The organism is Pseudomonas japonica (assembly GCF_900188455.1).
GTDB classification, from domain to species: domain Bacteria; phylum Pseudomonadota; class Gammaproteobacteria; order Pseudomonadales; family Pseudomonadaceae; genus Aquipseudomonas; species Aquipseudomonas japonica.
The window spans coordinates 56,678-83,608 of the sequence record NZ_FZOL01000021.1 but is presented as its reverse complement, the minus strand read 5'-3'; the positions used below and the strand labels follow the sequence as shown (position 1 = coordinate 83,608).

The following is a 26,931-nucleotide window of genomic DNA, read 5'->3' as shown; positions in this document are numbered from 1 at the left end:
CGCGAAGAGCCCTGCTGCGGCCCTTCGCGGGCAAGTCCCGAGCCGGTAGGATCGCGATCAGGTCAGGTCGGCACGCTCACCGTCGATCGGGCCAATGCCCCATCAGCAACGCCTTGCCGATCCTCGTTTCCTACTTGCTGACGACCGGGAACTTCTTGCTGTAGTTGATCCCGCACATCTCATCCATAAGCCACAGGCTGACTGTCTGGGTGCTGCCCGAAGCGCCTGCCGCGACCTTGTGCGTCGCGCCAGTGGCGGCCTTGTCGTTGTTCCACTGATACAAGATATGGCCACTGGGAACCTTCGACCCACTGGCATCCAGCGTGATGTCGGCGCCCGGGGATGGCTGTGAGTACTTCAGGTCGAAGTCGATCTGCTTCTGCGCAACGTTAGGCATGAAATCGCCGAATTTATTGCTGGCGTAATGGGCGTCCCGCGCGGTCTTGTAGGTCTTGTAGTCAGCCTCGTTGTTGAAACAGACCGCCGGCAGGTCGTTCAAGAATGCCAACCGCTCGGCGTGTGTGTAGGCATTGGCCTGCGACGCCGCGCCGAGCAGCGCGATGAAGCTGAAGGTGATGCAGGGGAAAAGTTGGTTATTCATATTGCAAGCCTCAAATTTATCAATTGGGAACGCGAACGAAAACGAGGCTGTTCGTGGAAATGGGTCGGTAATACGGTTTTGCGTGACCACTGACAGAACTATCAGTTGCGGAATTCAGAAAACGCAGACAGTTTCCTGAACGCCATCATGAAGTCCTCTTGGCGAAGTCTTCGGAGGCTGGCGTGTGTCGCGCCAGTCCCGTGGGGCAGTACTAATTGGGTGATGATATCAATCAGTTGTAGCTTGCACTGACCTGCTTCGACGCAGTTCTTTCACACACCGGATCCCTGACGATCAACAATATGCTGGCTGAACCGCTGCCTCCTGAAACCTGAGTAGAGACGTTACTGTCTTCAGCTCGGAATTTCGTAGGATCATTCCCCCAGGCGAACTCTTTGTTTCCGCTCGGTGTTGTCGAACCGCTAGCGTCGATGGTTATCATCCTGTCCGTTTGTTTGCTGGTGGTGTTTATGATTATTTCCTTTCTCTTGGCGGGCCCGTGTTGAACTGCTTTTTCAATGGCTATCATTTTTTCTTTCCCAAAATTAAGCACGGGATACGGATAACCGAGTGGGTCAGGATAAACCGGCTGGCCATCCCCAAAAAGCTTATAAACCTCATAATCCTCTTTTGATTGGAAACAGGATTCGGTGGGCACGGCGAGGACGCTGGCAGAATAATGTGCGACGGCAAAAGCAACGGCTATTGAGATCGATGTGATTGTCCTATCCATTTTCAACGCTCCTGAGCGCCAATAAGGTTCGAACTACAACGAGTCTGCTCGATATATTCACGCTAATCTCAGTAACGGATGTTAACAACTGATAGAACTGTCAGTTGCACGCAAACAGCATTTGGACTAGCGCCGCTTCATTCGTCGAAGCGAATCGGACACCGCTCCACCCCTTCCAGCTTCTGCAACTCCTCCACCACCTGCGACCGCGCCCGGCGCAGGGTCAATCCCCCGCCCTGCCGACGCAGGCGCCGCGCCTCCTGGTGCAGCATCTCCACCCCGGAGTAGTCGATGAAGTTGATCTGCCGCGCGTCGATCACCACGTCCGGCGCCTGGCAGCGCTGCAGGCGCACCTGGAGGTAGTGGCTGGCGCCGAAGAAGATCGAGCCACCGACTCGCAGTACATCGGTTTCGCCTTCCCGGGTCTGCTGCACCCGCGGCTGCGAGGTGCGCTTGAGGTAGAAGAATAGCGAGGCCAGCACTCCAGCGTAGATCGCGGTTTGCAGCTCCAGCAGCAGAGTGGCGCAGAAGGTCAGGGTCATCACCACGAACTCCGGGCGGCTGACCCGGTACAGCGCACGGATGGCCCGATGATCCACCAGACCCCAGCAGATCAGCAGGATGCTGCCGGCCATGGCCGGGATCGGAATGTGCGCGATCAGTTGCGCGCCGGCCACGGCGAACAGCGCCACCCACAGGGCGGAGAACACCCCCGCCAGCGGTGATTGCGCCCCGGCGTCGTAGCTCAGCCCGGAGCGGGTGAACGAGCCCGAGGACAGGTAGCCGGAGAACCACGCGCCGACCATGTTGGACAGGCCCTGGGCGCGGATTTCCTGGTTGGCGTCGATCAGTTGCTCGGAGCGGATCGACAGCGAGCGGGCAATCGACAGGCTGGTGACCAGGCCGAGCATGCCCACCGCGACGGCGCCGGGCAGCAGGCGCAGGATCAGCTCCAGGTCCCACAGCGGCACGGGACTCAGCGGCGGCAGCTTGCCGATGAAGGCGGGCACCCGGGCAACATGAGCGAACATCGCCGGCCAGAAGAATGCCAGCAAGGTGGCCCCCAGCAGACTTATCAACAGGGCGGGCCAGCGCGGGCGCAGCAGCTTGATGGCCAGCCCCACGACCAGCGTTCCAAGGCCTAGCAGCAGCGATGGCCAGTCGATTTCGCCGACATGCTGCACCAGGCTTTCCAGGGTTCTCAGCGCGGTGGTCTGGCTCTCAAGATCGAGGCCCATCAGGCTCGGCAACTGGCCCAGGGCGATGACCACCGCCGCGCCGCAGGTGAAGCCGATCACCACGGAGTGCGAGACGAAATTCACCAGCGCGCCGAAGCGCAGCATGCCCAGCAGCCACTGGAACACGCCGCCGAGGAAGGTCAGCAGCAGGATGAGGGTGATGTAGTCGCCGCTGCCCGGCACGGCCATGGGACTGACGGCGGCGTAGAGGACGATGGAGATGGCCGCCGTCGGGCCGCAGATCAGGTGCCAGGACGAACCCCACAGGCAGGCGATCAGCACCGGCACGATGGCCGCGTACAACCCGTATTCGGCGGGCAGGCCGGCGATCAGGGCGTAGGCGATGGATTGCGGCAGGGCCAGGACCGCCCCGCTCAGGCCCACCAGCAGGTCGCGGCGGATGCTGGTGCGGGTCTGCCGGGGCAGCCAGCGCAGGAAAGGCAGGAGTCTGTGGTGGTCGGGCCAGGGCATGGGGGCGCTCTTTACCGGTGAAGCTGTTCAGGGTACGGGAAATGAGGCGTCGCTTGTAGGAGCTGGCTTGTCGTGTGACGAACCACTGCGAAGGACCGCGTAGCGGTCCCGGTTCCCAATCTGTAGCCTGGGGAAGACCATTGGCCTGGTTGTAGATCAGGAACCGGGACCGCTACGCGGTCCTTCGCAGGCAAGCCAGCTCCTACAGGGTTGCCAAGCATCCATTCCAGATGGGTTACAGCCGGGCCTTCACCGCCGCCAGGGCGTCGCCGCCGTCGCGGGTGCTGACGCCCTGCAGCCAGCCATCGAGCAGCGCCGGGTTGGCGCGGATCCAGGCCTTGGCCGCATCGTCGTAGCTGACCTTGTTGTCCACCACGTTGGCCATGATGGTGTTTTCCATGCCCTGGCTGAAGGTCAGGTTACCGAGCAGTTTCGCCACGTTCGGGCAGGCCTGTGCATAACCCTTGCGGGTCAGGGTGTAGACGCTGCCGTTGCTGCCGAACCACTGCTCGCCGCCGGTCAGGTAGCGCATCTTCAACTGCACGTTCATCGGGTGCGGGGTCCAGCCGAGGAACACGATCGGCTTGTCGCGTTTCACCGCCCGCTGCACCTGGGCCAGCATCGCCTGCTCGCTGGATTCCACCAGCTTCCAGCCGCCGAGGTTGAACGCGTTCTTGTCGATGATCGACTGCAACGACAGGTTGGCCGGAGCGCCGGAGCCGATGCCGTAGATCTTGTGGTCGAAGTCGCCGGCACGTTTCTGCAGGTCGGCGAAGTCCTTCACGCCCGATTCCCAGACCGCCTCCGGCACCGCCAGGGTGAACTCGGTGCCTTCCAGGTTGCGGGTCAGCCGGTCGACCTCGCCGCTGGCGACGAACTTGTCATGGAAGCCCTGCTGCGCCGGCATCCAGTTGCCGAGGAAGGCGTCGACCAAGCCGTCCTTGAGGCCGCCATAGATGATCGGCACGGCCAGCGAATCGACCCGCGTCTGGTAGCCGGCGCCTTCCAGGAGGACGCGCGCGACGGCGTTGGTGGCGGCGATATCGCTCCAGCCCGGGTCGGCCATCCTGACCAGGGCGCACTGGCTGTCGTCGGCCTGCGCGGCACCGACAGCCAGGGTAAGGACAACCGCGAAAACGTTTGTGGATAACCCTTTCATGCTGCGTTCCTCGGATGATCAACGGGCAGGTTGTGGATAACGCGCCTTGCGCTCCAGGTCGTCGAGATCGATGTGGTTGCGCATGTACTGCTGACTGGCATCGACCAGCGGCTGGTGGTCCCAGCTCTTCAGCTTGCCGGTGGCCAGGGCGGCGGCGACCAGGCGGCGGCGGCGCTGGCTGGCAAGCACCTGCTCACGCAACCGCGGGATGTTCCAGCGCTGACGGCACTCCGCGAGCAGGGCCGCGACCAGGTCGGCGTGCTGTGGACGGACGGCGAGGTTGTCGAGCTCCTGCGGATCGGCCTCGACGTCGAAGAGCAGGCAGGGATCGTCCTCGCTGTAGATGAACTTGTACGGGCCACGGCGAATCATCATCAGCGGACCGATAGTGCCTTCGGCCATGTACTCGCCGATCACCTCGTCGTGCCCGCCCTCCCCGTTCAGATGGCCGAGCAGCGAGCGCCCATCCAGCGGCAGATCGGCCTCGACGCTGCCGCCGGCCAGCTCGACCAGGGTCGGCAGCAGGTCGCAGGTGGATACCGACGCCCTCACCCGTTTCGCGCTGAACTGCCCCGGCGCATGGATCAGCAGCGGCACCCGGGCGGCCATCTCGAACCAGTGCATCTTGTACCAGAGCCCGCGCTCGCCAAGCATGTCGCCGTGGTCGCCGGAGAAGACGATCAGGGTGTCGTCGGCCTGGCCGGTGTCTTCGAGGGTCTGCAGCAGCCTGCCGATATTGGCGTCGATGTAGCTGCACGCGCCGAAGTAGGCACGGCGGGCATCGCGGACTTTATCCACAGGCAGCGGCTTGTCCCACAGGTCGTAGACCTTGAGCAGGCGCTGCGAATGCGGGTCCAGCTCGTGCTGGGCGAAGGGTACCCGTGGCAGGGGAATCTCGTCGTCGCGGTAGAGGTCCCAGAACGCCCTGGGAATGGTGTACGGGTCGTGGGGGTGGGTCATGGACACGGTGAGGCAGAACGGCTGCTCGCCGCCCTCGCGGACATGGTCGTACAGGTACTGCTGCGCCTTGAACACCACCTCCTCGTCGAAATCCAGCTGGTTGGTGCGCACGCAGGGCCCCGCCTGCAGCACCGAGGACATGTTGTGGTACCAGCTCGGGCGCTCGTCCGGGGCGTCCCAGTTCACCGCCCAGCCGTAGTCCGCCGGGTAGATGTCGCTGGTCAGGCGTTCCTCGTAGCCATGCAACTGGTCCGGGCCGCAGAAGTGCATCTTGCCCGACAGCGCCGTGCGATAGCCAAGGCGGCGCAGGTAGTGGGCATAAGTCGGAATATCGGCGGGGAAATCGGCGGCGTTGTCGTAGGCACCGATCCGGCTCGGCAACTGGCCGCTGACCAGGGTGAAACGCGACGGTGCGCACAGCGGGCTGTTGCAGTAGGCGGAATCGAACACCACGGCCTCGGCGGCCAGGCGGCTCAGGTTGGGCATGCGGATCGGCGAAGGCGCATGGATCGGCAGCAGGGGCGCGGCCATCTGGTCGGCCATGATGAAGAGGATGTTCTTGCGTTTCATAGGCTCACGGCATTCCATCGTCAGGCATTATGGGATACGGCTGTGGACAAGCCTGTTCCTGCGGCCATATTGGGTAAAGCCCACGGCGGGCAATGACTAGGATTAGCTGAGCTTATGTTTGAAGCATTGGGCGGGACGTCCCTCGACGTGTTGCGGGTGTTCGAGGCCGCGGCGCGGCATCACAGCTTCACGGCGGCGGCGGTCGAGCTGGGGACCACCCAGCCGGCGGTGAGCCAGCAGATCAAGCGTCTCGAAGAACAGCTCGGCGCGCGCCTGTTCGACCGTATCTACCGCGGTATCGAGCTGACCGAGGCCGGTGTACTGCTGTACGAGCAAGTACACCTGGGCATGCTCGCGCTCGACGATGGCGTGTCCCAGGTGGCGGGGCGTGGCCAGCATGAAGTGCTGCGGGTGGCCACCGATTTCGCCTTCGCCGCGTACTGGCTGATGCCGCGCCTGCAGCGTTTTCACCAGGCCAATCCTCTTGTCGATGTGAGCCTTGTCACCAGTGAGCGCAGCCACGCCATGCTGCGTCCGGATATCGATGTGGCGGTGCTGTTCGGCGATGGACGCTTTCGTCAGGGCGAGGCGCAATGGCTGTTCGATGAGGAGGTTTTCCCGGTCTGTAGCCCGCGTTTGCTGGGCGATCGGCCATTGCCGCTGGATCCGCAAAGCCTGACGCAATTGCCCTTGCTGCACCTGCGCGGCGAGTCGGCGAGCCGCTGGTTCGACTGGAACGGGGTGTTTCGCGAGCTGGGCCTGGCCAGTCCGCAGGCCTCGGCGCCGCTGCGTTTCGACAACTACACCTTGCTGATCCAGGCGGCGATCGCTGGCCAGGGCGTGGCCATCGGCTGGCGCTACCTGGTCGACGCCCTGCTCGATCAGGGCCTGCTGTGCCGGCCCCTGGATGCATCAATTCGTTCCAGCAAGGGATATTACGTAGTACGTCCTCCGCGCAAGCGGCGCAACGTACTGATCGAACGATTCGTCGAATGGCTGGGTGAAGAACAGGCCGGGCAGCTCGTATAGACTGCGGCGCAGCGAGTGGCCGATTTCAGGAGTCGAGGGTGGAAAGGATCAAGGGCTATCACGCCCATGTGTATTACGACGAGAGCACGTTCGAGCAGGCGCGGGCGTTGTGCGAGGAGACGGCCAAGCTGTTTCCGGTGACCATGGGGCGCATGCACCGCAAGCCGGTGGGGCCGCATCCGGACTGGAGCTGCCAGCTGGCCTTCGGGCCGGAGTTGATCGGGGTGGTGCTGCCGTGGCTGGCGTTGTATCGGAAGGGGTTGGTGGTGTTCCTGCATCCGCTGACCGGGGATGAGCTGGCGGATCACCGGGATCATGCGATCTGGATGGGGGCTATCCGGCCGCTGGATCTATCGATCTTCGAGTGAGGATCGGGACCGCGTTGCGGTCCTTCGCGGGCAAGCCACGCTCCTACGCAGAAGATGCGATCAACCCGTAGGAGCGTGGCTTGCCGTGTGACGAACCACCGCGAAGGGCCGCAACGCGGCCCCATTCGGCATCAGGCCTTGCGCGCGCCGCGCACACCCTCGGCCAGCGCCGAGCACAGCGCCAGAACGTTATCCACAGCCTGCTCCGGGCTCGCCGCGGTGGCGATCTTGTCCACCAGCGCCGACCCCACCACCACACCTTCCGCCAGCCGCGCGATCGCCGCGGCCTGCTCCGGCGTGCGAATCCCGAAGCCGACACTGACCGGCAGGTCGGTATGCCGGCGCAGGCGGGCAATGGCTTCGCTCACGTGCTCGGTGGTCGCCGATCCGGCACCGGTCACCCCGGCCACCGACACGTAGTAGACGAACCCCGAACTGCGCTCCAGCACCCGTGGCAGACGGGCGTCGTCGGTGGTCGGGGTGGTCAGGCGGATGAAGTCGATACCCGCGGCCTGGGCCGGGGCCGCCAGCTCGGCGTCGTGCTCCGGCGGCAGGTCGACGATGATCAGGCCGTCGACACCGGCCTGGTTCGCCTCGGCGACGAACTTTTCCACACCGAAACGATGGATCGGGTTGTAGTAGCCCATCAGCACGATCGGCGTGGCCTGGTTGTCCACACGGAATTCGCGAACCATCTGCAGCGTCTTCGCCAGCGTCTGCCCGGCATCCAGGGCGCGCAGGGTCGCCAGCTGGATGGCCACGCCGTCGGCCATCGGGTCGGTGAACGGCATGCCCAGTTCGATCACGTCGGCACCGGCCGCCGGCAAGCCTTTGAGGATCTTCAGCGAGGCGTCGTAGCCGGGGTCGCCGGCGGTGATGAAGGTCACCAGGGCGGCACGCCCTTCCTGCTTCAGCTCGGAAAAACGCTGTTCGAGACGGCTCATGCCTGCTTCTCCTGCTCTGCGGTCGCGGCCATATGGCTCATTACGGTTTGCATGTCTTTGTCGCCGCGCCCGGACAGGCAGATCACCATCAGGTGGTCCTTGGGCAGGGTCGGTGCGCGCTTGATGGCTTCGGCCAGGGCGTGGGAGCTTTCCAGGGCCGGGATGATGCCTTCCAGGCGGCAGCAGGTGTGGAACGCGCCAAGGGCTTCGTCGTCGGTGATGCTGACGTATTCGACGCGCTTGATCTCGTGCAACCAGGCGTGCTCGGGGCCGATGCCCGGGTAGTCGAGGCCGGCGGAGATCGAGTGGGCGTCGGTGATCTGGCCGTCTTCGTCCTGCAGCAGGTAGGTGCGGTTGCCGTGCAGCACGCCCGGGACGCCGCCGTTGAGGCTGGCGGCGTGCTTGTCGGTGTCGACGCCGTGGCCGCCGGCTTCGACGCCGATGATCTGCACGCTGCTGTCGTCGAGGAAGTCATGGAACAGGCCCATGGCGTTGGAGCCGCCGCCGACGCAGGCGATCAGGCTGTCCGGCAGGCGGCCTTCCTTCTCGTGCAACTGGGCGCGGGTTTCCTTGCCGATGATCGACTGGAAGTCGCGGACCATCGCCGGGTACGGGTGCGGGCCGGCCACGGTGCCGATCAGGTAGAAGGTGTCGTCGACGTTGGTCACCCAGTCGCGCAGCGCTTCGTTCATCGCGTCCTTGAGGGTGCCGGTGCCGGCGGTGACCGGCACGATCTCGGCGCCCAGCAGCTTCATGCGGAATACGTTGGCCTGCTGGCGCTCGATGTCGGTGGCGCCCATGTAGATCACGCAAGGCAGGCCGAAGCGCGCGGCGACGGTGGCGGTGGCCACGCCGTGCATGCCGGCGCCGGTTTCGGCGATCAGGCGTTTCTTGCCCATGCGCTTGGCCAGCAGGACCTGGCCGATGCAGTTGTTCACCTTGTGCGCGCCGGTGTGGTTGAGCTCTTCACGTTTGAAGAAGATCTTCGCGCCGCCGCAGTGCTCGGTCAGGCGCTCGGCGAAGTACAGCGGGTTCGGCCGGCCGATGTAGTCGCGCTGGAAGTAGGCCAGCTGTTCGAGGAATTCCGGGTCGGCCTTGGCCGCTTCGTATTCGCGGGCCAGGTCGAGGACCAGGGGCATCAGGGTTTCGGCCACGTAGCGGCCGCCGAAGGCGCCGAACAGGCCATTGGCGTCGGGGCCGCTGCGGAGGTTGGTCTGGGTCATGGGTCGCTCCGGGAACAAGGATTGTTCTGACAATGGTCCTACTCTAACCACGACAGCCTCGGCTGAAAACCGATAAGATCGCCGCAACCTGTCAGGAAAACTCACACGTCATGTCCAGGGAACTGCCTCCGCTCAATGCCCTTCGGGCCTTCGACGTCACTGCCCGCCTGGGCAGCGTCAGTCAAGCCGCCGAACAACTGCATGTGACCCACGGGGCGGTCAGCCGGCAGTTGAAGGCGCTGGAAAGCCATCTCGGGGTGAGCCTGTTCGTCAAGGACGGGCGCGGCCTCAAACTCACAGATGCCGGCTTGCGCCTGCGCGAGGTCAGCGGCGAGGCCTTCGAGCGTCTGCGCGCGGTCTGCGCCGAGCTGAGCCAGAGCGGAGTCGATGCGCCCTTCGTCCTCGGCTGTTCGGGCAGCCTGCTGGCGCGCTGGTTCATTCCGCGTCTGGGACGCTTGCAGGCCGATCTGCCGGATCTGCGCCTGCACCTGTCCGCCGGCGAAGGCGATCTCGATCCGCGTCGGCCCGGGCTGGACGCGCTGCTGGTGTTCGCCGAACCGCCCTGGCCGGCGGACATGGAGGTGCATGTCCTGGCGCGGGAATACGTGGGGCCGGTGCTCAGCCCGCATTTCGCCGGTTTCGAGCGTCTGCGCCAGGCGCCGGCCAACGCCCTGCTCGATGAAGCACTGCTGCACACCACCTCGCGGCCGCAGGCCTGGCCCGACTGGGCCCGTCAGCACGGCATCGAGCCCGGGGCATTGCGCTACGGACAGGCGTTCGAGCACCTGTATTACTTGCTGGAGGCGGCGATGGCCGGGTTGGGCGTGGCCATCGCGCCGCAACCGCTGGTGGCCGATGACCTGCAGGGCGGACGCCTGGCCGCGCCATGGGGGTTCAGCCCGACCGAGGCGTCACTGGTGCTGTGGGTGCCACGACGCGCCGCGGATGGGCGCGCCGAGCGCTTGGCGGGGTGGTTGCGCGCGGAACTGGCGCGGCAGGGCGATCAGTCGCCGCGCTTGCACATCAGGTAGGCGGCCAGCAGCCCGAGGGCGCCGATGGCCACGCCGGCGGTGGTCCAGGGATGTTGCTGGGCGTAGTCGCGGGTGGCCAGGCCGGTTTCGCGGGTACGGGTCTTCACCTCCGTATAGGCATCGCCGAGCAGGTCGCGGGAATGGCGCAGGGCGTTCTCGGCGCTGCCGCGCAGGGCCTTGAGGGTTTTGCGCGACTCGTCCGAGGCATCGTCTTTCAGGCTTTCGAGGGATTTCAGCAGGCTTTCGATTTCCGCTTCCATGCTTTGCAGCGAGGCTTTGCGCAGCGAGCTATTGGCCATGGTGACTCTCCTTCAGGGTTGAGTGAGGTGCTGTAGGTTCCGACTCCGCGCGGTCTGGAAAGTGCACTGGAAAGTGCGTTGGAAAGTGCAGTGCGATCGAACGTTCTTCGCCGCCGCGGCCTCAGAGGTAAAACGCCCCGGCGCTGCTAGGCTCAATGCGCAAACCTTCAAGGAGAACAGCGATGTCCGATCATCACACCTACAAGAAGATCGAGCTTGTCGGCTCGTCCCCGACCAGTATCGAGGACGCCATCAACAATGCCCTGGCCGAAGCCGGCAAGAGCATCAAGCATCTGGAATGGTTCGAAGTGGTGGATACCCGCGGGCATATCCGCGACAACAAGGCGGCGCATTTTCAGGTGACCCTCAAGGTCGGGTTCCGCATCGCCAATAGTTGAAACAGTCGGGCGGAAACAAGGGAATCGTCTACAGGCGCGGGTGAGTTCGGGGGCCGCTGTGCGGCCCTTTCGCGGGCAAGCCACGCTCCTACGAGGAAGGCACGATCTTCCCCTGTAGGAGCGTGGCTTGCCCGCGAAAGGACCGCGCAGCGGTCCCGGACACTCAGCTGTTCAAGACAGTCTCTGCCATCAACTCATAGGACCGCAGCCGGTCCGCATGCTCATACAGGTCCGAGGTGAAGATCAGCTCATCCGCCCCGGTCTGCTCCAGCAACACTTCCAGCTTGGCCTTGACCTTCGACGGGCTGCCGATCATCGCCAGGCCGAGGAAATCTCCCACCGCCTCGCGCTCATGGGGCAGCCACAGGCCATTCATGGTCTCCACCGGCGGCTTCTGCATCAGGCTCTGCCCGCGCATCAGGGCGAGAATGCGCTGGTACACCGAGGTCGCCAGGTATTCCGCCTGCTCGTCGGTATCCGCTACCACCATCGGCACGCCGAGCATCACGTAGGGCTGATCGAGCACCGCCGAGGGCTTGAAGTGATTGCGATAGACCCGGATCGCCTCATGCATGAAGCGCGGCGCGAAGTGCGAGGCGAAGGCATAGGGCAGGCCGAGCTGACCGGCGAGCTGGGCACTGAACAGGCTGGAGCCGAGCAGCCAGATCGGCACCTGGGTGCCGTGCCCGGGCACGGCGATCACTTTTTGCTCAGGCGTGCGCGGGCCGAGGTAGCGCATCAGTTCGGCGACGTCCTCGGGGAAGTCGTCGGCGCTGCCGGAACGCTCGCGACGCAGGGCGCGGGCGGTCATCTGGTCGGAGCCGGGGGCGCGCCCGAGGCCAAGCTCGATGCGTCCCGGATAGAGGCTGGCGAGGGTGCCGAACTGTTCGGCGATCACCAGCGGTGCATGGTTGGGCAGCATCACCCCGCCCGAGCCGAGGCGAATGCTCGACGTGCCACCGGCCAGATAGGCCAGCAACACCGACGTGGCCGAGCTGGCGATGCCGTCCATGTTGTGGTGTTCGGCTACCCAGAAACGGTGGTAGCCGAAGCGTTCGACGTGCTGGGCCAGGTCCAGGGAGTTGCGCAGGGCCTGCGCCGGACCGCCGTCCTGGCGCACCGGCACCAGGTCGAGGGTGGAAATCTTGATGTCCGCGAGTCGCTTCATGGAGTCTCCAGGGCAAACGGAAGCCGCCGGGAGGGGCAGCCTTTGTTGCTTCTGTGGGGGCACTTGGCAAGGAATCAATGCCCCTGCTGGCAAACGCTGTGAACTTGCCAGCATGACCGACCTCTGAATTCAGGAACGGCGCGGCGCGCGCCGACCATCCGCGGAGGCATCATGAAAAAGACGGCATCGGCTCATTGGGAAGGCGGTCTGAAGGACGGCAAGGGCCAGATCAGCACCGAAAGCGGCGCGCTCAGGCTGACGCCTTATGGTTTCAACACCCGTTTCGAAGACACGCCCGGGACCAACCCGGAAGAACTGATCGGCGCGGCCCACGCGGGCTGCTTCTCCATGGCCCTGTCGATGATTCTCGGCGAGGCCGGCTTCAAGGCCGAGAGCATCGATACCCGGGCCGAGGTGACGCTGGACAAACAGCCCGATGGCTTCGCCATCACCGCGGTACACCTGATTCTCCAGGCCAGGATCCCCGGCGCCAGCGACCAGCAGTTCCAGGAACTGGCGAACAAGGCCAAGGCCGGTTGTCCGGTCTCGAAAGTGCTCAACGCGAACATCACCCTGGATGCCACGCTGCAATCGTGATCGCTGGATGGCAGAACCATGGCATGCTTCCTGTGGTCCAACGACTGTTGGCTGACGTTCTCTTGCCACGAGGAAACTGCTCATGATCCGTAGTGCAATCGCTGTCCTGGCTTCGCTGCTGGCGGTCAACGCGTTCGCCGCACCCAAGCCTTGCGAGGAATTGAAGGCCGAGATCGAAGCGAAGATCCAGGCGCGCGGGGTGACCTCCTATACCCTGGAAATCGTGCCCAACAGCGAAGTCCACGACCAGAACCAGGTCGTGGGCAGCTGTGAGGGCGGGACCAAGAAGATCATCTACCAGCGCAACGGCCGCTGATTCACGGAATGCAGTGGGTCAATCGCTCCTGGGCCAGCACCTGGCGTCCGTCGTCGTACAGCCAGACGTTGGGCTGCGCGGCGATGGCGCGGGCCTCCAGCCGGTAGCGCTGGCCGGCCTGGAAACCATCGTATTCGAGGGTCAGGTAGCAGGTGCGCTCGGTAGGGTCGGTGGTGAAGATGCCGGTGTTGATCTCGTAGTCGAAGCGCACCACCAGTTCGTGTTTGCCGGGCGGCACCTGGAAGTAGCGGCCATCGTTGAGACGCTTGCCGTCCAGGCGATCGGCCATCAGCACCTTGCCGGGCGTGGTGGTGTAGAGATCGACCCAGGCCTGTTTCTGATCGACCGGGGGCAGCGGGCTGGCGCAAGCGCCGAGGGTACTGAACGCGAGCAACATCGCTGGCTGGCGCATGATGGTCTCCGCAGGCAGGCGATATGAAGCCAAAGCATAGCGCCATTGGTGGCCATCAGGTGCGTTGGCAGCCAGCCGGCAAGCCACGGCTGACCAGTTTGCTCCGCTCGTCGTACAGTTTGGCCCAGGGGCGGAAGCCGATGCTGCCGGTTTCCAGGCGATAGCGCTGGCCGGCGCTGAAGTCGCTGAACTTGAGGTCGAGCAGGCAATCGCGCCACAGCGGTTCGCTGAGCGGGCCGATATTGCTCGGGTCCACGGCGAACAGATAGCGCACGGTGAGCTGGTGGTTGCCGGGGGTGACCTGGAAATAGCGCTTGTCGGCCCAGGCACGTTCGTCCACTTCGACGGCATGCAGGGTCTGGTCATGTCCGGGAGCGAGATCGACCCAGGCCTGGGACGGATCCGGATCGGGCAGGCCGGCACAGCCGGCGAGCGCCAGCAGGGCGCTGGCAGCGAGCATCGTTCGCATGGCAATACTCCGGGCGGGCAGGATAGTCTTGAAGCGAAACGGACTTGAGCGAGACCACCCCACGCATGATTCGATTTCTTCTTCTGCTGCGCTCAAGCTCCGGGGCACTCGACCGTTTTTTTCGCCATTTGGTTCCCTTGTCGCTGCTCGGCCTGCTGAACGGTTGCAGCAGCCTCGGCTACTACGGCCAGCTCGCCGACGGCCAGTTGCAGTTGTTGCGCGCGCGCCAGCCGGTGGAGCGGGTGATTGCCGACCCTGCCACCGATGCACGGCTGCGCGGGCACCTTGAACAGTCCCAGCGGGCACGGGCGTTCGCCAGCGAGCGGTTGAAGCTCCCGGACAACCGCAGCTATCGGGTCTATGCCGATATCGGCCGCCCCTTCGTGGTGTGGAACGTGTTCGCCACGCCGGAGTTTTCCCTGGAGCCGGACACTCACTGTTTCCCCATCGCCGGTTGCGTCGCCTATCGCGGTTACTACAGCCAGGGTGGCGCGCGCGGCGCGGCGGCGTTGCGGAAGCTGGAGGGGCTGGACGTGTATGTCGGCGGCGTCGAGGCGTATTCGACCCTGGGCTGGTTCGACGATCCGATTCTCAACTCCATGCTTGGCTGGGGCGACGAACGCCTGGCCACGGTGATCTTCCACGAGCTGGCGCACCAGCGCGTCTATGTGAAGGACGACACCGCGTTCAACGAGTCCTTCGCCACCTTCGTCGAGCAGGAAGGTACCCGGCAATGGCGTGCGTTTCGTGGCTTGCCCGCGCAGGCTGTGGATGGTGGCAAGCCGCGGGAGCAGTTCGTCGCGCTGGTGCTGGCGACGCGGGAGCGGCTCAAGGCGCTGTACGCACGGCCGCTGTCGGCGCAGGCCATGCGCGCCGGGAAACAGGCGGAATTCGAGCGCTTGCGCCGGGAGTATCGGCACCTGCGCGACAGCGAATGGGGCGGGGTCGGGCGTTTCGATGCCTGGATCAATGCCCCGATGAACAACGCCAAGCTGTTGCCGTTCGGGCTGTATGACCAGTGGGTGCCGGCGTTCGCGGCGCTGTTTGCCGAGGTGGGTGGGGATTGGCAGCGGTTTTATCGGCGGGTGGAAGCGCTGGGGAAATTGCCGATGGAGCAGCGGCAGCAGAGTCTCAAGAAATTGCAGATCTGAATTGGGACCGCTTTGCGGTCCTTCGCGAGCAAGCTCGCTCCCACAATGGTCCGGTGCATGTCGTCCTTGTGGGAGCGAGCTTGCTCGCGAAGGCCTGCAAAGCAGGCCCAAAACCTCAAGACCGCAGAAAAGCCCGATGCATCTGCGCCAACGTCGCAAAGTGATAGGCCGGCTGCTCCGCCACCAGCTCTTCATGGCTGCCAAACCCGTACCCCACCGCCACTGCCTCCAGGCCGTTGCTGCGCGCGCCGATCAGGTCATGCTTGCGGTCGCCGATCATCAGGGTCTGCGCCGGGTCCAGCCCTTCTTCCTGGAGCAGATGGCCGATCAGCTCGACCTTGTTGGTCCGCGTGCCGTCCAGCTCGCTGCCGTAGATCACCTTGAAATGCCGGTCGAACTCGAAATGCCGGGCAATCTCGCGGGCGAATACCCACGGCTTGGACGTGGCGATGTACAGCGTGCGGCCCTGCCCCTGCAGTTCGCCGAGCAGTTCGCGGACGCCGTCGAACACACGGTTCTCGTACAGGCCGGTGACCTTGAAGCGTTCCCGGTAGAAATTCACCGCCTCCCAGGCCCGCGCCTCGTCGAAGTGGTAGAACTGCATGAACGCCTGCAGCAGCGGCGGGCCGATGAAGTGTTCCAGGCGGGCCAGGTCGGGCTCGTCGATGCCGAGCTTGGCCAGGGCGTACTGGATGGAGCGGGTGATGCCTTCGCGCGGGTCGGTCAGGGTGCCGTCGAGGTCGAAGAGGATGTTCTGCTGGTGCATGGCGGTCTCGCGAAAAAGGGAAGTCACTCGGGACGGTCGTAGCCTTCGGCCAGGTGCTGGTCCTTGAGGCGCACGTAGTTGGCGGCGCTGTAGGGGAAGAATGCGCGTTCCTTGTCGGTCAGCGGCCGGGCCTGTTTCACCGGGCTGCCGACGTAGAGAAAGCCGCTTTCCAGGCGCTTGCCCGGCGGCACCAGGCTGCCGGCGCCGATGATCACCTCGTCCTCGACGACGGCACCGTCCATGATCGTGCTGCCCATGCCCACCAGAATCCGGTTGCCGAGGGTGCAGCCGTGGAGCATGACCTTGTGGCCGATGGTCACGTCGTCGCCGATCAGCAACGGGAAGCCGTCGGGGTTGAACGGGCCGGCGTGGGTGATGTGCAGCACGCTGCCGTCCTGCACGCTGGTGCGCGCGCCGATGCGGATGCGGTGCATGTCGCCGCGGATCACGGTCAGCGGCCAGACCGAGCTGTCGTCACCGATCTCGACGTCGCCGATGACCACCGCGCTGCGGTCGACGAAGGCGCGTTCGCCAAGGCGCGGCGTGTGCTGCTGGTAGGTGCGAATGGCCATGAACAGGAAACCTCTCTAGGGCTAATTAGCTGCGGTCGACGGCGATTGTAATTAAGATGGCCCGGTGTTTCTTCTGCCAAGGTGTCCAACCGTGAGTGCGAACAACCCGCTTCTGCAGTCCTATGACCTGCCGCCCTTCTCGGCGATCCGTGCCGAGCATGTGCTGCCGGCGATCGAACAGATCCTGGCCGACAACCGCAATGCCATTGCCAGCATTCTTCAGCACCAGGGCCAGAACCCGAGCTGGGCCGGGCTGGTGCTGGCCATGGACGAGCTCAACGACCGCCTCGGCGCGGCGTGGAGCCCGGTCAGCCATCTCAATGCCGTGTGCAACAGCGCCGAACTGCGCGAGGCCTACGAGGCCTGCCTGCCGGCCCTGAGCGCCTACTCCACCGAGCTTGGGCAGAACCGCGAGCTGTTCCAGGCCTATGAGGCGCTGGCCGCCAGTCCCGAGGCCGCCGGCTTCGATGTGGCGCAAAAGACCATCATCGAACACGCCCTGCGTGACTTCCGCCTGTCGGGCATCGACCTGCCGCCGGAGCAGCAGAAGCGCTATGCCGAAGTGCAGAGCAAGCTGTCCGAGCTGGGCAGCCGCTTCTCCAACCAGTTGCTCGACGCCACCCAGGCCTGGACCAAGCACATCACCGACGAAGCCGCCCTCGCCGGCCTGACCGACTCGGCCAAGGCGCAGATGGCCGCCGCCGCCCAGGCCAAGGGCCTCGAAGGCTGGCTGATCAGCCTGGAATTCCCCAGCTACTACGCGGTGATGACCTACGCCAATGATCGCGCCCTGCGCGAAGAGATCTACGCCGCCTACTGCACCCGCGCCTCCGACCAGGGCCCGAATGCCGGCCAGTTCGACAACGGCCCGGTGATGCGCGAGATCCTCGACCTGCGTCAGGAACTGGCCGAGCTGCTGGGCTTCGCCAACTTCGCCGAGCTGAGCCTGGCGACCAAGATGGCCGAATCCAGCGACCAGGTGCTGGGCTTCCTGCGCAACCTGGCGCAGCGCAGCAAACCCTTCGCCGCCCAGGACCTGGTCCAGCTCAAGGCTTACGCCGCCGAGCAGGGCTGCCCTGACCTGCAGAGCTGGGACAGCGGCTACTACGGCGAGAAGCTGCGCGAGCAGCGCTACAGCGTGTCGCAGGAAATCCTCCGCGCCTACTTCCCGATCGACAAGGTACTGTCCGGCCTGTTCGCCATCGTCCAGCGCCTGTACGGCATCGAGATCGCCGAGCAGAAGGGCTTCGACACCTGGCACCCGGACGTGCGCCTGTTCGAGATCAAGGAAAACGGCCAGCACGTCGGCCGCTTCTTCTTCGACCTTTATGCCCGCGCCAACAAGCGCGGCGGTGCCTGGATGGACGGCGCCCGCGACCGTCGTCGCACCGCTGGTGGCGCGCTGCAGAGCCCGGTGGCCAACCTGGTGTGCAACTTCACCCCGGCCGTTCCGGGCAAGCCGGCGCTGTTGACCCACGACGAAGTGACCACCCTGTTCCACGAATTCGGCCACGGTCTGCATCACCTGCTGACCCGCATCGAGCATGCCGGTGTGTCCGGCATCAACGGCGTGGCTTGGGACGCGGTGGAACTGCCGAGCCAGTTCATGGAGAACTGGTGCTGGGAACCGGAAGGCCTGGCGCTGATCTCCGGTCACTACGAAAGCGGCGAGGCGCTGCCGCAGGACCTGCTGGAGAAGATGCTGGCGGCGAAGAACTTCCAGTCCGGCCTGATGATGGTGCGCCAGCTGGAGTTCTCCCTGTTCGACTTCGAACTGCATGCCCGTCACGGCGACGGCCGCAGCGTGCTGGAGGTGCTCGAAGGCGTGCGCGACGAGGTCTCGGTCATGCGTCCACCGGCGTACAACCGCTTCCCCAACAGCTTCGCGCACATCTTCGCCGGCGGTTACGCGGCCGGTTACTACAGCTACAAGTGGGCTGAAGTGCTGTCCGCCGACGCCTTCTCGCGCTTCGAGGAAGAAGGCGTGCTCAATGCCGAGACCGGCCGCGCCTTCCGCGAGGCGATCCTGGCGCGGGGTGGTTCGCAGGAGCCGATGCTGTTGTTCGTCGACTTCCGTGGTCGCGAGCCGTCGATCGATGCGCTGCTTCGCCACAGCGGCCTGAGCGAGGACCTGGCGGCATGAGCACGACCAAGAAACGCTTCATCGCCGGGGCTGTGTGCCCGGCGTGCAGCGAGCCGGACAAGCTGATGATGTGGAGCGTCGATGGCGTTCCGCATCGCGAGTGCGTCAACTGTGGCTTCGCTGACACGCTCAACGAGCAGGGCCTGTCGGTGCCGAAGGAACTGGGCACGCGGGTCAACCAGGAGCAGCCGAAGGCGCCGAAGGCCGCGGTGCAGACGGTGCAGTTCTTTCCCAATCCGAAGTTGAAGAAGCCTGAGTGAGTAGTGGACCTGGTGCCTGTCATGCATGCGCGTGATGGCTTCCAGGTGCCAGTCTTGATGCTTGCAGAGCCCTCCAGATCGAGCGCCGCCCGCGCGGCGCATCGCGGGCAATCGGAACGCCGCCCGGCCCGCTCCCACATCTTTTGCAACGTGCCTATGCCTGACAGGCCATGGTTGTTCGCCTTGTTTGCACGACGCGATATCGCGTCGGCCCGAAGGGCTTCCCCGCGATAGATCGCCAAGTGACAAAGGCTGGCGACGCCTATCTCACAGGCCATGGCACGTTGCAGAAGATGTGGGAGCGGGCCGGGCGGCGCTCGATCTGGAGCGCGCTCAAGACCTTTCGCCTTGCACCTGTCAGCCACAACGCGATTTCCCGCCACGACAGAAGGCATGGACGACAAGTCAAAACCTGATACTGTATAAAAACACAGTATCGAGGTCTCTCATCATGACCACCCCTTCCCCAGTCCGCGGTCGCGGTACTCCTCACAACCCGCACAACCGCTTCGCCCCCAGCCGTTCGGTGGCCGAGGACGATGGCTGGTACCAGGAAGTGCCGCTGACCCAGGGCACCGAGATCCGCATCGAGACCGCCAAGACCATCATCACCCGCAACAACTCGCCGGACCTGCCCTTCGACCGCTCGATCAATCCCTATCGCGGCTGCGAGCATGGCTGTATCTACTGCTACGCACGGCCGAGCCACGCCTACTGGGACCTGTCGCCGGGGCTCGACTTCGAGACCAAGCTGATCGCCAAGACCAACGCCGCCGCCGTGCTGGAGCAACAACTGTCGAAGCCGGGCTATGTCTGCGCGCCGATCAATCTCGGTTCCAATACCGATCCCTACCAGCCCATCGAGCGTGAACAGCAGTTGACCCGGCGCCTGCTGGAAGTGCTGCTGCGCTACCGCCATCCGGTGACCATCGTCACCAAGGGTTCGCTGATCCTGCGCGACCTCGACCTGCTCAGCGAACTGGCGAAGCAGAATCTGGTTTCGGTGATGATCAGCCTGACCACCCTCGACGACGAACTGAAGCGCACCCTCGAACCTCGCGCCGCCGCGCCCAAGGCGCGTCTGCGGGCGATCCGGGTGATGCGGGGGGCGGGCATTCCCGTCGGTGTGCTGTGCTCGCCGATGATCCCGATGATCAACGACAGCGAACTGGAACGCCTGCTCGAAGCCGCCAGCGCGGCCGGCGCGCTGAGCGCCGCGTACATGCTGCTGCGCCTGCCGCTGGAAGTGGCGCCGCTGTTCGAGCAGTGGCTGCGGGACCACTACCCGCAACGCGCCGAGCATGTCCTCAGCCTGGTCCGGCAGAGCCGTGGCGGTGAACTCTACGACAGCCGTTTCGGCGCACGGATGCGCGGCGAAGGAGTGTTCGCCGACCTGCTGGCGCAGCGCTTCGACAAGGCGATCCGGCGTTATGGCCTCAACCGTCGGGGTGGGTATGCGCTGGATTGCACGGCGTTTTGTCCGCCGGGTGGGCAGTTGTCGTTGTTGTAAGAACAATAATGGCCAATAGCAATTGATGTTTTTTTGATACTATCGAGAGCCTGCCATTTGCTCTGTAATGCCCGTCCTAGAGCCTTCAAAATTCAGTTTGAGTTAAGTTTCGAAAAGTAGCGTAGGAATTCAGGCAGCAAAATATGTGATTTGTTGACTACATCTGTAATCCAAACGACGTAAGCCTGTCTGAATCCAACCCGGTAAAATGGACTTACCTTCGAACCTGTCACAGAGGATCAATCATGTCGAACAAGGAACCCTCTCCGACCGGCCCGGCTGCTGCTGAAGCCGAGACTGCCGATGGCGCCCTGAAACATATCGTCGATGGCTTTCTGCATTTCCATCACGAGGTCTTCCCGCAACAGGAAGAGCTGTTCAAGAAACTGGCCAACGCCCAGAAGCCACGGGCCATGTTCATTACCTGCGCCGACTCGCGGATCGTTCCCGAACTGATTACCCAGAGCTCGCCCGGCGATCTGTTCGTCACCCGTAACGTGGGCAATGTGGTCCCGCCCTACGGACAGATGAACGGTGGCGTGTCGACGGCGATCGAGTACGCGGTGATGGCGCTGGGCGTGCACCACATCATCATCTGCGGTCACTCCGACTGCGGCGCGATGCGCGCGGTACTCAACCCGCACACCCTGGAGAAGATGCCGACGGTCAAGGCCTGGCTGCGTCATGCCGAAGTGGCCCGGACCGTGGTCGAGGACAACTGCCACTGCGGGACCGAGCACGAGAGCATGCAGGTCCTGACCCGGGAAAACGTCATCGCCCAGTTGCACCACCTACGCACCCACCCGTCGGTGGCCTCGCGCCTGGCGGCCGGTCAGTTGTATATCCACGGCTGGATCTACAACATCGAGACCAGCGAGATCTCCGCCTACGACGCCGAAAGCGACGCCTTCCTGCCGCTGACCCGCGGCCAGCCGATTCCAAGCGCTACCCCGAAAGGCCGTTTCTAAGCCTTTGTCGCGACACCTGAACATCGCTGACTGACCCGCCACGGACCGCTCCCCGCGGTCCTGTGGACGGGCGTCGGCTGCCTTCGAAAACGTGTTGACAGCTTGCCACGACGTTGGCGGCCTGCGCCTGCCCGGCATCCGGGCGGGAGGCCGACGCCTGGGCATATGCGGCCAGAGGAACGGGCCGGGAAGAACAGGAGAACAGGATGAACATGACGCACTTCAAAGCGGCCCTGCCGCGGGATCTGTTGGCTTCGGTGGTGGTATTCCTGGTGGCGCTGCCGCTGTGCATGGGCATCGCCATCGCTTCCGGCATGCCCCCGGCCAAGGGCCTGATCACCGGGATCGTCGGCGGTCTGCTGGTGGGCTGGCTGGCCGGTTCGCCGTTGCAGGTCAGCGGACCGGCGGCGGGGCTGGCGGTACTGGTCTTCGAGCTGGTGCGCCAGCACGGGATGGCCATGCTCGGGCCGATTCTGCTGCTGGCGGGTTTGCTGCAACTGCTGGCCGGACGCTTTCGCCTCGGCTGCTGGTTCCGGGTCACGGCGCCGGCGGTGGTCTACGGGATGCTCGCCGGGATCGGCGTACTGATCGTGCTGTCGCAGATCCATGTGATGTTCGACCACTCGCCCCTGCCCTCGGGCCTGGAAAACCTGCTGGGCTTTCCCGCGGTGCTGGGCGAGGCGCTGCCTGTGGAAAACCCCGGCAACGGCTGGCAGGCCGGGGCGCTCGGGTTGGGCACCATCGCCATGATGTGGGGCTGGGAGCGCTGCAAGCCCCACGCCTTGCGCTTCGTGCCGGGCGCCTTGCTCGGGGTGAGTCTGATGACGCTGCTGAGCATCGGGCTGGCCCTGCCGGTGCGGCGCGTGGTGGTGCCGGACAACCTGAGCGAGGCGATCGACTGGCTGCAGCCGGTGGACCTGCTGGCCCTGGCAGATCCGACGCTGCTGGTCGCGGCCTTCGCCCTGGCCTTCATCGCCAGTGCCGAAACCCTGCTCTCGGCGGCAGCGGTGGACCGTATGCACAGCGGCCAGCGTTCCGATTTCGACCGCGAACTGTCGGCCCAGGGCGTGGGCAACATGATCTGCGGGGTGCTCGGTGCACTGCCGATGACCGGGGTGATCGTGCGCAGTTCGGCCAACGTGCAGGCCGGGGCGAAGACGCGCTTGTCGGCGGTGTTCCACGGCATCTGGCTGCTGGCCTTCGTCGTGCTGCTGGGCAGCGTGCTGCAGCAGATCCCGGTGGCGAGCCTGGCCGGCGTGCTGGTGTTCACCGGGGTGAAACTGGTGGACCTGAAGGCCTTCCGCGGTCTGGGGCGCTATGGACGGATGCCGATGTTCACCTATGCGGCGACGGCGCTGGCGATCGTCTTCAGCGACCTGCTCACGGGTGTGCTGCTGGGCTTCGCCCTGACCCTGGTGAAGCTGGCGCTGAAGGCGGCACGGCTGAAGATCAGTATCGCCAGCCTGGAAAAACCGGGGCACATGGAGCTGCGCCTGAGCGGGGCGGCGACCTTCCTCAAAGTACCGGCACTGACCCAGGCACTGGACGGCGTGCCGCCGGGCACCACCTTGCATGTGCCGCTGGCCAACCTGAGCTACATCGATCATGCCTGTCTTGAGTTGCTGGAGGATTGGGGGCGGGCCAATGCGGGGAGCGGCTCGCGGCTGATGATCGAGTCGCGGCGCTTGAAGCGGAGGGTCGAGGGGCGGTTGCGTACCACCGGGGGATTGGGCGCTTAGGGGTTGGGGCTGCTCTGCGTCCCTTCGCGACGGTTCGGCGCGAAAGGCTGCGAAGCAGCCGAATGACGATCAGGCAGTCTGTTCCTGCCCCAGTTCCAGGCCGACGCCCAACTGCCGCGACAGACACGGCCAGCGCTTCCACGCCGCCCCCGTCTCCGGGCTGCTCAGCTTCTCGCGGTAGGCTTCCACCGACTCCAGGGCGAAGCTGGCGTCGTCGAGCATATTGTCCAGCGAGTGATGCACCACTTCATCCAGCTGGTTGGCGAATTCTTCGCCGATCAGTTGGTGGGCAATCAGGTTGGCCACCGTGGTATCCAGCGGAATCAGCGGTTGCTGGAAGTGCTTGATGTACAGGTCGTTGACTTCCTCCACCAGGCGGTGGGCCAGGTAGGCTTCGTCGAGCAGGCAATCGAGGCCGACATGGCCGTGCATGATCTGCGGTGGGGTAATGAAATATTCTTCGGCGATTTTCAGCACCGGCTTGATCTGCGACTCGATGCCCGCCTCGCGGGCAACGGCGTTCGCGGCTTCGAGCATTTCCGGTACCTGGTCGATGTAGGCGTTGACGAAACGGTTCAACGCCCCCTGAGCGTCCTGCTCGGGTAACTGGATCAACGGATGAAGATGAGGCAACTGATGGATGAGCTGTTGTTGCAGTTGGCCGGTTTCGGATTCGTGTTGTTGGGCTCGGGTGATCTGCTCGCGCAATGCGGCAATGTTCATGACAACTCCAGGGAAAAGCGATGACAAACGGAAGACACTAAGTTAGCCAAGTTTTTCTGTGCGCTAATACTCATTTCTCATAACCGTTATGCCCCTTTGCGCAACAGGGTTATATCGAAGTGCCATCACCATTATAAGTCAATGTCTTACAGCGTTTCGGGCGGATCGATTAAGGCTCGAAAGACGTTTGCAGAGACCGCATTGCGTGGTCGAGACCCCTGTCTATACTCCGCTGTGAGTGAGTTTTGGCTGATGAGGCCCGCCTGAAGTGCAGCGGGGGGCCGCCGTCGAAGTCCGCAGTCTTGACGTCGTGCCCCCTTCCGCAGGTCCCGCCTCCGGGATAACAAGAACGATAAGGGGAACCCGCAATGATGCGACATCCACACGTCTGGATGGGCCTCCTGTTGTGGTCGCTATTCACCCCGGCGCATGCCGCCTGGACGGTGAACATGGCGCCGGGGGCGACCGTCGTCAGCAACGCCGTGTTCGATCTGCACATGACCATCTTCTGGATCTGCGTGGTGATCGGCCTCGTGGTGTTCGGGGCGATGTTCTGGTCGATGATCGTCCACCGCCGTTCCACCGGCCAGCAGCCGGCGCATTTCCACGAGCACACCTGGGTGGAAATCATGTGGACCGTGGTGCCCTTCCTGATCCTGGTGGCCATGGCCATTCCAGCGACCAAGACGCTGATCGAGATCTACGATGCCAGCGAATCGGACGTGGATATCCAGGTCACCGGCTACCAGTGGAAATGGCACTACAAGTACCTGGGCCAGGACGTCGAGTTCTTCAGCAACCTGGCGACGCCGGCCGAGCAGATCCACGGCAAGGCGCCCAAGGACGAACACTACCTGCTCGAAGTCGACCAGCCGCTGGTATTGCCGGTGGGCGCCAAGGTGCGCTTCCTGGTCACCGCCGCCGACGTCATCCATTCCTGGTGGGTACCGGCCTTCGCGGTCAAGCGCGACGCCATCCCCGGCTTCGTCAACGAGGCCTGGACCCGGGTCGAGAAGCCCGGCATCTACCGCGGCCAGTGCACCGAGCTGTGCGGCAAGGACCACGGCTTCATGCCGGTGGTGGTCGAGGTCAAGTCCAAGGCCGACTACGAGACCTGGCTCGGCGAACGCAAGGCTGAGGCGGCCAAGCTCAAGGAGCTGACCAGCAAGGAATGGACCCTGCAGGAACTGGTGGAGCGCGGCGACAAGGTCTACCACACCACCTGCGTCGCCTGTCACCAGGCCGAAGGCCAGGGCCTGCCGCCGATGTTCCCGGCGCTGAAGGGCTCGAAGATCGCCACCGGACCGAAAGAGGATCACCTGAGCATCGTGTTCCACGGCAAGCCCGGCACCGCCATGGCGGCGTTCGGCAAGCAACTCTCGGAAGTCGACATCGCCGCGGTCGTCACCTACGAACGCAACGCCTGGGGCAACAACAAGGGCGACATGGTCACGCCGAAAGACGTGCTGGCGATCAAGCAGGCGGAAAGCAAATGAGCCGGTTTTCAGGAGACAGGACATGAGCACAGTGATCGACGACCACGGTCATGCCGGGCATGACCACGCCCACGGCCCGGCCAAGGGCCTGATGCGCTGGGTGCTGACCACCAACCACAAGGACATCGGCTCGATGTACCTGTGGTTCGCCTTCTGCGCGTTTCTGCTGGGTGGCTCCTTCGCCATGGTGATCCGTGCCGAGCTGTTCCAGCCCGGCCTGCAGATCGTCCAGCCGGAGTTCTTCAACCAGATGACCACCATGCATGGTCTGGTGATGGTCTTCGGCGCGGTCATGCCGGCCTTCGTCGGCCTGGCCAACTGGATGATCCCGCTGATGATCGGCGCGCCGGACATGGCCCTGCCACGGATGAACAACTTCAGCTTCTGGCTGCTGCCGGCGGCGTTCCTGCTGCTGGTCTCGACCCTGTTCATGCCCGGCGGCGGCCCGAACTTCGGCTGGACCTTCTACGCACCGCTGTCCACCACCTACGCGCCGCAGAGCGTGACCTTCTTCATCTTCGCCATCCACCTGATGGGCATCAGTTCGATCATGGGCGCGATCAACGTCATCGCCACCATCCTCAACCTGCGCGCCCCCGGCATGACCCTGATGAAGATGCCGCTGTTCGTCTGGACCTGGCTGATCACCGCGTTCCTGCTGATCGCGGTGATGCCGGTGCTGGCGGGGGTGGTGACCATGATGCTGATGGACATCCACTTCGGCACCAGCTTCTTCAGTGCCGCCGGCGGCGGCGACCCGGTGCTGTTCCAGCACGTGTTCTGGTTCTTCGGTCATCCCGAGGTGTACATCATGATCCTGCCCGCCTTCGGCGCGGTCAGTTCGATCATCCCGGCGTTCTCGCGCAAGCCGCTGTTCGGCTACACCTCGATGGTCTACGCCACCGGGGCGATCGCCTTCCTCTCGTTCATCGTCTGGGCCCACCACATGTTCGTGGTCGGCATCCCGGTGGTGGGCGAGCTGTTCTTCATGTACGCCACCATGCTGATCGCCGTGCCCACCGGGGTGAAGGTGTTCAACTGGGTGAGCACCATGTGGGAAGGCTCGCTGACCTTCGAAACGCCGATGCTGTTCGCCGTGGCGTTCGTCATCCTGTTCACCATCGGCGGCTTTTCCGGGCTGATGCTGGCCATCGCCCCGGCGGACTTCCAGTACCACGACACCTACTTCGTGGTCGCGCACTTCCACTACGTGCTGGTGCCCGGGGCGATCTTCGGCATCTTCGCCTCGGCCTACTACTGGCTGCCGAAGTGGACCGGGCACATGTACGACGAAACCCTGGGCAAGCTGCACTTCTGGCTGTCCTTCGTCGGCATGAACCTGGCGTTCTTCCCCATGCACTTCGTCGGCCTGGCCGGCATGCCGCGGCGGATCCCGGACTACAACCTGCAGTTCGCCGACTTCAACATGATCAGCTCGATCGGTGCCTTCATGTTCGGCACCACGCAGTTGCTGTTCCTGTTCATCGTCATCAAGTGCATCCGCGGTGGCCAGCCGGCTCCGGCGAAACCCTGGGACGGTGCCGATGGCCTGGAGTGGACCGTGCCGTCGCCGGCGCCGTACCACACCTTCCAGACGCCACCGGACGTGAAATAAAG

General features: G+C 64.2%; 28 protein-coding genes. 14 read left to right on the top strand and 14 right to left on the bottom strand.

Annotated features, from left to right (window positions below; all coding sequences use genetic code 11):
• Nucleotides 1-130: 130 nt before the first annotated feature.
• From CHB99_RS22550 to betC, 5 genes are all read right to left on the bottom strand, one after another.
• A complete protein-coding gene (locus tag CHB99_RS22550; protein WP_042121717.1) occupies nucleotides 131-601 on the bottom strand; it encodes a hypothetical protein in 471 nt (156 codons plus the stop codon).
• Nucleotides 602-833: 232 nt separating this feature from the next.
• Nucleotides 834-1,334, bottom strand: coding sequence for a hypothetical protein (locus CHB99_RS29625; protein ID WP_042121719.1), 501 nt, complete (start codon nucleotides 1,332-1,334; stop codon nucleotides 834-836).
• A gap of 137 nt (nucleotides 1,335-1,471) precedes the next feature.
• Nucleotides 1,472-3,043 carry a SulP family inorganic anion transporter gene (locus tag CHB99_RS22545; protein ID WP_042121720.1) on the bottom strand — a complete coding sequence of 524 codons (1,572 nt, stop codon included), beginning with the start codon at nucleotides 3,041-3,043 and terminating at the stop codon, nucleotides 1,472-1,474.
• A gap of 235 nt (nucleotides 3,044-3,278) precedes the next feature.
• Complete coding sequence (gene choX, locus CHB99_RS22540) at nucleotides 3,279-4,202, bottom strand: choline ABC transporter substrate-binding protein (protein WP_042121722.1); 924 nt, start codon at nucleotides 4,200-4,202, stop codon at nucleotides 3,279-3,281.
• Between the two features lie 18 nt (nucleotides 4,203-4,220).
• Entirely contained in the window at nucleotides 4,221-5,732 is a 1,512-nt protein-coding gene (betC, locus tag CHB99_RS22535; protein ID WP_042121724.1) for a choline-sulfatase, read from the bottom strand.
• A 114-nt stretch (nucleotides 5,733-5,846) separates the two neighbouring features.
• On the opposite strand from betC, the gene CHB99_RS22530 reads away from it, so the two are divergent.
• Nucleotides 5,847-6,761 (top strand): choline sulfate utilization transcriptional regulator, encoded by a 915-nt coding sequence (locus CHB99_RS22530; RefSeq protein ID WP_042121726.1) that lies wholly within the window; start codon nucleotides 5,847-5,849, stop codon nucleotides 6,759-6,761.
• A gap of 38 nt (nucleotides 6,762-6,799) precedes the next feature.
• Nucleotides 6,800-7,129: a DOPA 4,5-dioxygenase family protein gene (locus tag CHB99_RS22525; protein ID WP_042121728.1), complete on the top strand. Its 330-nt coding sequence runs from the start codon at nucleotides 6,800-6,802 to the stop codon at nucleotides 7,127-7,129.
• Nucleotides 7,130-7,260: 131 nt separating this feature from the next.
• Here CHB99_RS22525 and trpA read toward each other — a convergent pair whose 3' ends face one another.
• Both trpA and trpB read right to left on the bottom strand, forming a co-directional pair.
• Entirely contained in the window at nucleotides 7,261-8,073 is an 813-nt protein-coding gene (gene trpA / locus CHB99_RS22520) for a tryptophan synthase subunit alpha (RefSeq protein ID WP_042121730.1), read from the bottom strand.
• Nucleotides 8,070-9,296, bottom strand: coding sequence for a tryptophan synthase subunit beta (gene trpB, locus CHB99_RS22515; RefSeq protein WP_042121732.1), 1,227 nt, complete (start codon nucleotides 9,294-9,296; stop codon nucleotides 8,070-8,072). Before trpB ends, trpA begins: the two co-directional genes overlap by 4 nt.
• A gap of 110 nt (nucleotides 9,297-9,406) precedes the next feature.
• Here trpB and CHB99_RS22510 point away from each other — a divergent pair, with 110 nt between their 5' ends.
• On the top strand, nucleotides 9,407-10,327 hold the full coding sequence (locus CHB99_RS22510) for a LysR family transcriptional regulator (RefSeq protein WP_042121733.1): 921 nt from the start codon (nucleotides 9,407-9,409) through the stop codon (nucleotides 10,325-10,327).
• Here the strand turns inward: CHB99_RS22510 and CHB99_RS22505 are convergent.
• The gene (locus tag CHB99_RS22505) at nucleotides 10,300-10,626 is read right to left on the bottom strand and encodes an ElaB/YgaM/YqjD family protein (RefSeq protein WP_042121735.1); all 327 of its coding nucleotides are present in this window, start codon (nucleotides 10,624-10,626) and stop codon (nucleotides 10,300-10,302) included. The genes CHB99_RS22510 and CHB99_RS22505 overlap by 28 nt on opposite strands.
• 182 nt (nucleotides 10,627-10,808) lie before the next feature.
• Here CHB99_RS22505 and CHB99_RS22500 point away from each other — a divergent pair, with 182 nt between their 5' ends.
• The gene (locus CHB99_RS22500; RefSeq protein WP_042121737.1) at nucleotides 10,809-11,024 is read left to right on the top strand and encodes a dodecin; all 216 of its coding nucleotides are present in this window, start codon (nucleotides 10,809-10,811) and stop codon (nucleotides 11,022-11,024) included.
• Nucleotides 11,025-11,187: 163 nt separating this feature from the next.
• Here CHB99_RS22500 and CHB99_RS22495 read toward each other — a convergent pair whose 3' ends face one another.
• On the bottom strand, nucleotides 11,188-12,192 hold the full coding sequence (locus tag CHB99_RS22495; RefSeq protein ID WP_042121739.1) for an LLM class flavin-dependent oxidoreductase: 1,005 nt from the start codon (nucleotides 12,190-12,192) through the stop codon (nucleotides 11,188-11,190).
• A gap of 171 nt (nucleotides 12,193-12,363) precedes the next feature.
• Here CHB99_RS22495 and CHB99_RS22490 point away from each other — a divergent pair, with 171 nt between their 5' ends.
• Entirely contained in the window at nucleotides 12,364-12,789 is a 426-nt protein-coding gene (locus tag CHB99_RS22490; protein WP_042121741.1) for an OsmC family protein, read from the top strand.
• 82 nt (nucleotides 12,790-12,871) lie between these two features.
• Nucleotides 12,872-13,105, top strand: coding sequence for a DUF1161 domain-containing protein (locus CHB99_RS22485; RefSeq protein ID WP_042121743.1), 234 nt, complete (start codon nucleotides 12,872-12,874; stop codon nucleotides 13,103-13,105).
• Between the two features lies 1 nt (nucleotide 13,106).
• Here CHB99_RS22485 and CHB99_RS22480 read toward each other — a convergent pair whose 3' ends face one another.
• Nucleotides 13,107-13,517 carry a PA0061/PA0062 family lipoprotein gene (locus CHB99_RS22480; protein WP_042121745.1) on the bottom strand — a complete coding sequence of 137 codons (411 nt, stop codon included), beginning with the start codon at nucleotides 13,515-13,517 and terminating at the stop codon, nucleotides 13,107-13,109.
• 55 nt (nucleotides 13,518-13,572) lie between these two features.
• On the bottom strand, nucleotides 13,573-13,986 hold the full coding sequence (locus tag CHB99_RS22475; RefSeq protein ID WP_042121747.1) for a PA0061/PA0062 family lipoprotein: 414 nt from the start codon (nucleotides 13,984-13,986) through the stop codon (nucleotides 13,573-13,575).
• A gap of 83 nt (nucleotides 13,987-14,069) precedes the next feature.
• Here CHB99_RS22475 and CHB99_RS22470 point away from each other — a divergent pair, with 83 nt between their 5' ends.
• Nucleotides 14,070-15,137 (top strand): aminopeptidase, encoded by a 1,068-nt coding sequence (locus CHB99_RS22470; protein ID WP_042121755.1) that lies wholly within the window; start codon nucleotides 14,070-14,072, stop codon nucleotides 15,135-15,137.
• Between the two features lie 115 nt (nucleotides 15,138-15,252).
• Here the strand turns inward: CHB99_RS22470 and CHB99_RS22465 are convergent, their stop codons facing one another.
• Together CHB99_RS22465 and CHB99_RS22460 are read right to left on the bottom strand one after the other, a co-directional pair.
• A complete protein-coding gene (locus CHB99_RS22465; protein WP_042121757.1) occupies nucleotides 15,253-15,903 on the bottom strand; it encodes an HAD family hydrolase in 651 nt (216 codons plus the stop codon).
• A gap of 23 nt (nucleotides 15,904-15,926) precedes the next feature.
• On the bottom strand, nucleotides 15,927-16,475 hold the full coding sequence (locus CHB99_RS22460) for a gamma carbonic anhydrase family protein (RefSeq protein WP_042121749.1): 549 nt from the start codon (nucleotides 16,473-16,475) through the stop codon (nucleotides 15,927-15,929).
• A gap of 91 nt (nucleotides 16,476-16,566) precedes the next feature.
• Here CHB99_RS22460 and prlC point away from each other — a divergent pair, with 91 nt between their 5' ends.
• The 5 genes from prlC to CHB99_RS22435 all read left to right on the top strand — a co-directional run bounded on the left by prlC (nucleotide 16,567) and on the right by CHB99_RS22435 (nucleotide 23,095).
• Nucleotides 16,567-18,618: an oligopeptidase A gene (gene prlC / locus CHB99_RS22455; RefSeq protein ID WP_042121751.1), complete on the top strand. Its 2,052-nt coding sequence runs from the start codon at nucleotides 16,567-16,569 to the stop codon at nucleotides 18,616-18,618.
• The gene (locus tag CHB99_RS22450) at nucleotides 18,615-18,878 is read left to right on the top strand and encodes a YheV family putative zinc ribbon protein (RefSeq protein ID WP_042121753.1); all 264 of its coding nucleotides are present in this window, start codon (nucleotides 18,615-18,617) and stop codon (nucleotides 18,876-18,878) included. The genes prlC and CHB99_RS22450 overlap by 4 nt, the downstream gene beginning before the upstream one ends.
• 451 nt (nucleotides 18,879-19,329) lie before the next feature.
• Complete coding sequence (locus CHB99_RS22445) at nucleotides 19,330-20,388, top strand: PA0069 family radical SAM protein (protein WP_042127599.1); 1,059 nt, start codon at nucleotides 19,330-19,332, stop codon at nucleotides 20,386-20,388.
• 245 nt (nucleotides 20,389-20,633) lie between these two features.
• Entirely contained in the window at nucleotides 20,634-21,356 is a 723-nt protein-coding gene (locus CHB99_RS22440; RefSeq protein WP_042127601.1) for a carbonic anhydrase, read from the top strand.
• A gap of 206 nt (nucleotides 21,357-21,562) precedes the next feature.
• Nucleotides 21,563-23,095, top strand: coding sequence for a SulP family inorganic anion transporter (locus CHB99_RS22435; RefSeq protein ID WP_042127603.1), 1,533 nt, complete (start codon nucleotides 21,563-21,565; stop codon nucleotides 23,093-23,095).
• A gap of 69 nt (nucleotides 23,096-23,164) precedes the next feature.
• Here the strand turns inward: CHB99_RS22435 and CHB99_RS22430 are convergent, their stop codons facing one another.
• Entirely contained in the window at nucleotides 23,165-23,818 is a 654-nt protein-coding gene (locus CHB99_RS22430; protein WP_042127605.1) for a hypothetical protein, read from the bottom strand.
• A 368-nt stretch (nucleotides 23,819-24,186) separates the two neighbouring features.
• On the opposite strand from CHB99_RS22430, the gene coxB reads away from it, so the two are divergent.
• Nucleotides 24,187-25,314, top strand: coding sequence for a cytochrome c oxidase subunit II (gene coxB, locus CHB99_RS22425; RefSeq protein WP_042127607.1), 1,128 nt, complete (start codon nucleotides 24,187-24,189; stop codon nucleotides 25,312-25,314).
• 22 nt (nucleotides 25,315-25,336) lie between these two features.
• A complete protein-coding gene (gene ctaD, locus CHB99_RS22420) occupies nucleotides 25,337-26,929 on the top strand; it encodes a cytochrome c oxidase subunit I (protein WP_042127610.1) in 1,593 nt (530 codons plus the stop codon).
• Nucleotides 26,930-26,931: the final 2 nt, after the last annotated feature.

What these genes read in the sequence shown, in the direction of transcription:
- CHB99_RS22445 (WP_042127599.1), top strand. Translation starts at nt 19,330, where the DNA reads ATGACCACCCCTTCCCCAGTCCGCGGTCGCGGTACTCCTCACAACCCG.
- trpA (WP_042121730.1), bottom strand. Translation starts at nt 8,073, where the DNA reads ATGAGCCGTCTCGAACAGCGTTTTTCCGAGCTGAAGCAGGAAGGGCGT.
- CHB99_RS22465 (WP_042121757.1), bottom strand. Translation starts at nt 15,903, where the DNA reads ATGCACCAGCAGAACATCCTCTTCGACCTCGACGGCACCCTGACCGAC.
- CHB99_RS22480 (WP_042121745.1), bottom strand. Translation starts at nt 13,517, where the DNA reads ATGCGCCAGCCAGCGATGTTGCTCGCGTTCAGTACCCTCGGCGCTTGC.
- choX (WP_042121722.1), bottom strand. Translation starts at nt 4,202, where the DNA reads ATGAAAGGGTTATCCACAAACGTTTTCGCGGTTGTCCTTACCCTGGCT.
- CHB99_RS22500 (WP_042121737.1), top strand. Translation starts at nt 10,809, where the DNA reads ATGTCCGATCATCACACCTACAAGAAGATCGAGCTTGTCGGCTCGTCC.
- betC (WP_042121724.1), bottom strand. Translation starts at nt 5,732, where the DNA reads ATGAAACGCAAGAACATCCTCTTCATCATGGCCGACCAGATGGCCGCG.
- CHB99_RS22450 (WP_042121753.1), top strand. Translation starts at nt 18,615, where the DNA reads ATGAGCACGACCAAGAAACGCTTCATCGCCGGGGCTGTGTGCCCGGCG.
- CHB99_RS22550 (WP_042121717.1), bottom strand. Translation starts at nt 601, where the DNA reads ATGAATAACCAACTTTTCCCCTGCATCACCTTCAGCTTCATCGCGCTG.
- CHB99_RS22530 (WP_042121726.1), top strand. Translation starts at nt 5,847, where the DNA reads ATGTTTGAAGCATTGGGCGGGACGTCCCTCGACGTGTTGCGGGTGTTC.
- CHB99_RS22505 (WP_042121735.1), bottom strand. Translation starts at nt 10,626, where the DNA reads ATGGCCAATAGCTCGCTGCGCAAAGCCTCGCTGCAAAGCATGGAAGCG.
- ctaD (WP_042127610.1), top strand. Translation starts at nt 25,337, where the DNA reads ATGAGCACAGTGATCGACGACCACGGTCATGCCGGGCATGACCACGCC.
- CHB99_RS22490 (WP_042121741.1), top strand. Translation starts at nt 12,364, where the DNA reads ATGAAAAAGACGGCATCGGCTCATTGGGAAGGCGGTCTGAAGGACGGC.
- CHB99_RS22460 (WP_042121749.1), bottom strand. Translation starts at nt 16,475, where the DNA reads ATGGCCATTCGCACCTACCAGCAGCACACGCCGCGCCTTGGCGAACGC.
- CHB99_RS22495 (WP_042121739.1), bottom strand. Translation starts at nt 12,192, where the DNA reads ATGAAGCGACTCGCGGACATCAAGATTTCCACCCTCGACCTGGTGCCG.
- CHB99_RS22435 (WP_042127603.1), top strand. Translation starts at nt 21,563, where the DNA reads ATGAACATGACGCACTTCAAAGCGGCCCTGCCGCGGGATCTGTTGGCT.
- coxB (WP_042127607.1), top strand. Translation starts at nt 24,187, where the DNA reads ATGATGCGACATCCACACGTCTGGATGGGCCTCCTGTTGTGGTCGCTA.
- CHB99_RS22475 (WP_042121747.1), bottom strand. Translation starts at nt 13,986, where the DNA reads ATGCGAACGATGCTCGCTGCCAGCGCCCTGCTGGCGCTCGCCGGCTGT.
- CHB99_RS22510 (WP_042121733.1), top strand. Translation starts at nt 9,407, where the DNA reads ATGTCCAGGGAACTGCCTCCGCTCAATGCCCTTCGGGCCTTCGACGTC.
- trpB (WP_042121732.1), bottom strand. Translation starts at nt 9,296, where the DNA reads ATGACCCAGACCAACCTCCGCAGCGGCCCCGACGCCAATGGCCTGTTC.
- CHB99_RS22430 (WP_042127605.1), bottom strand. Translation starts at nt 23,818, where the DNA reads ATGAACATTGCCGCATTGCGCGAGCAGATCACCCGAGCCCAACAACAC.
- CHB99_RS22440 (WP_042127601.1), top strand. Translation starts at nt 20,634, where the DNA reads ATGTCGAACAAGGAACCCTCTCCGACCGGCCCGGCTGCTGCTGAAGCC.
- CHB99_RS29625 (WP_042121719.1), bottom strand. Translation starts at nt 1,334, where the DNA reads ATGGATAGGACAATCACATCGATCTCAATAGCCGTTGCTTTTGCCGTC.
- CHB99_RS22545 (WP_042121720.1), bottom strand. Translation starts at nt 3,043, where the DNA reads ATGCCCTGGCCCGACCACCACAGACTCCTGCCTTTCCTGCGCTGGCTG.
- CHB99_RS22485 (WP_042121743.1), top strand. Translation starts at nt 12,872, where the DNA reads ATGATCCGTAGTGCAATCGCTGTCCTGGCTTCGCTGCTGGCGGTCAAC.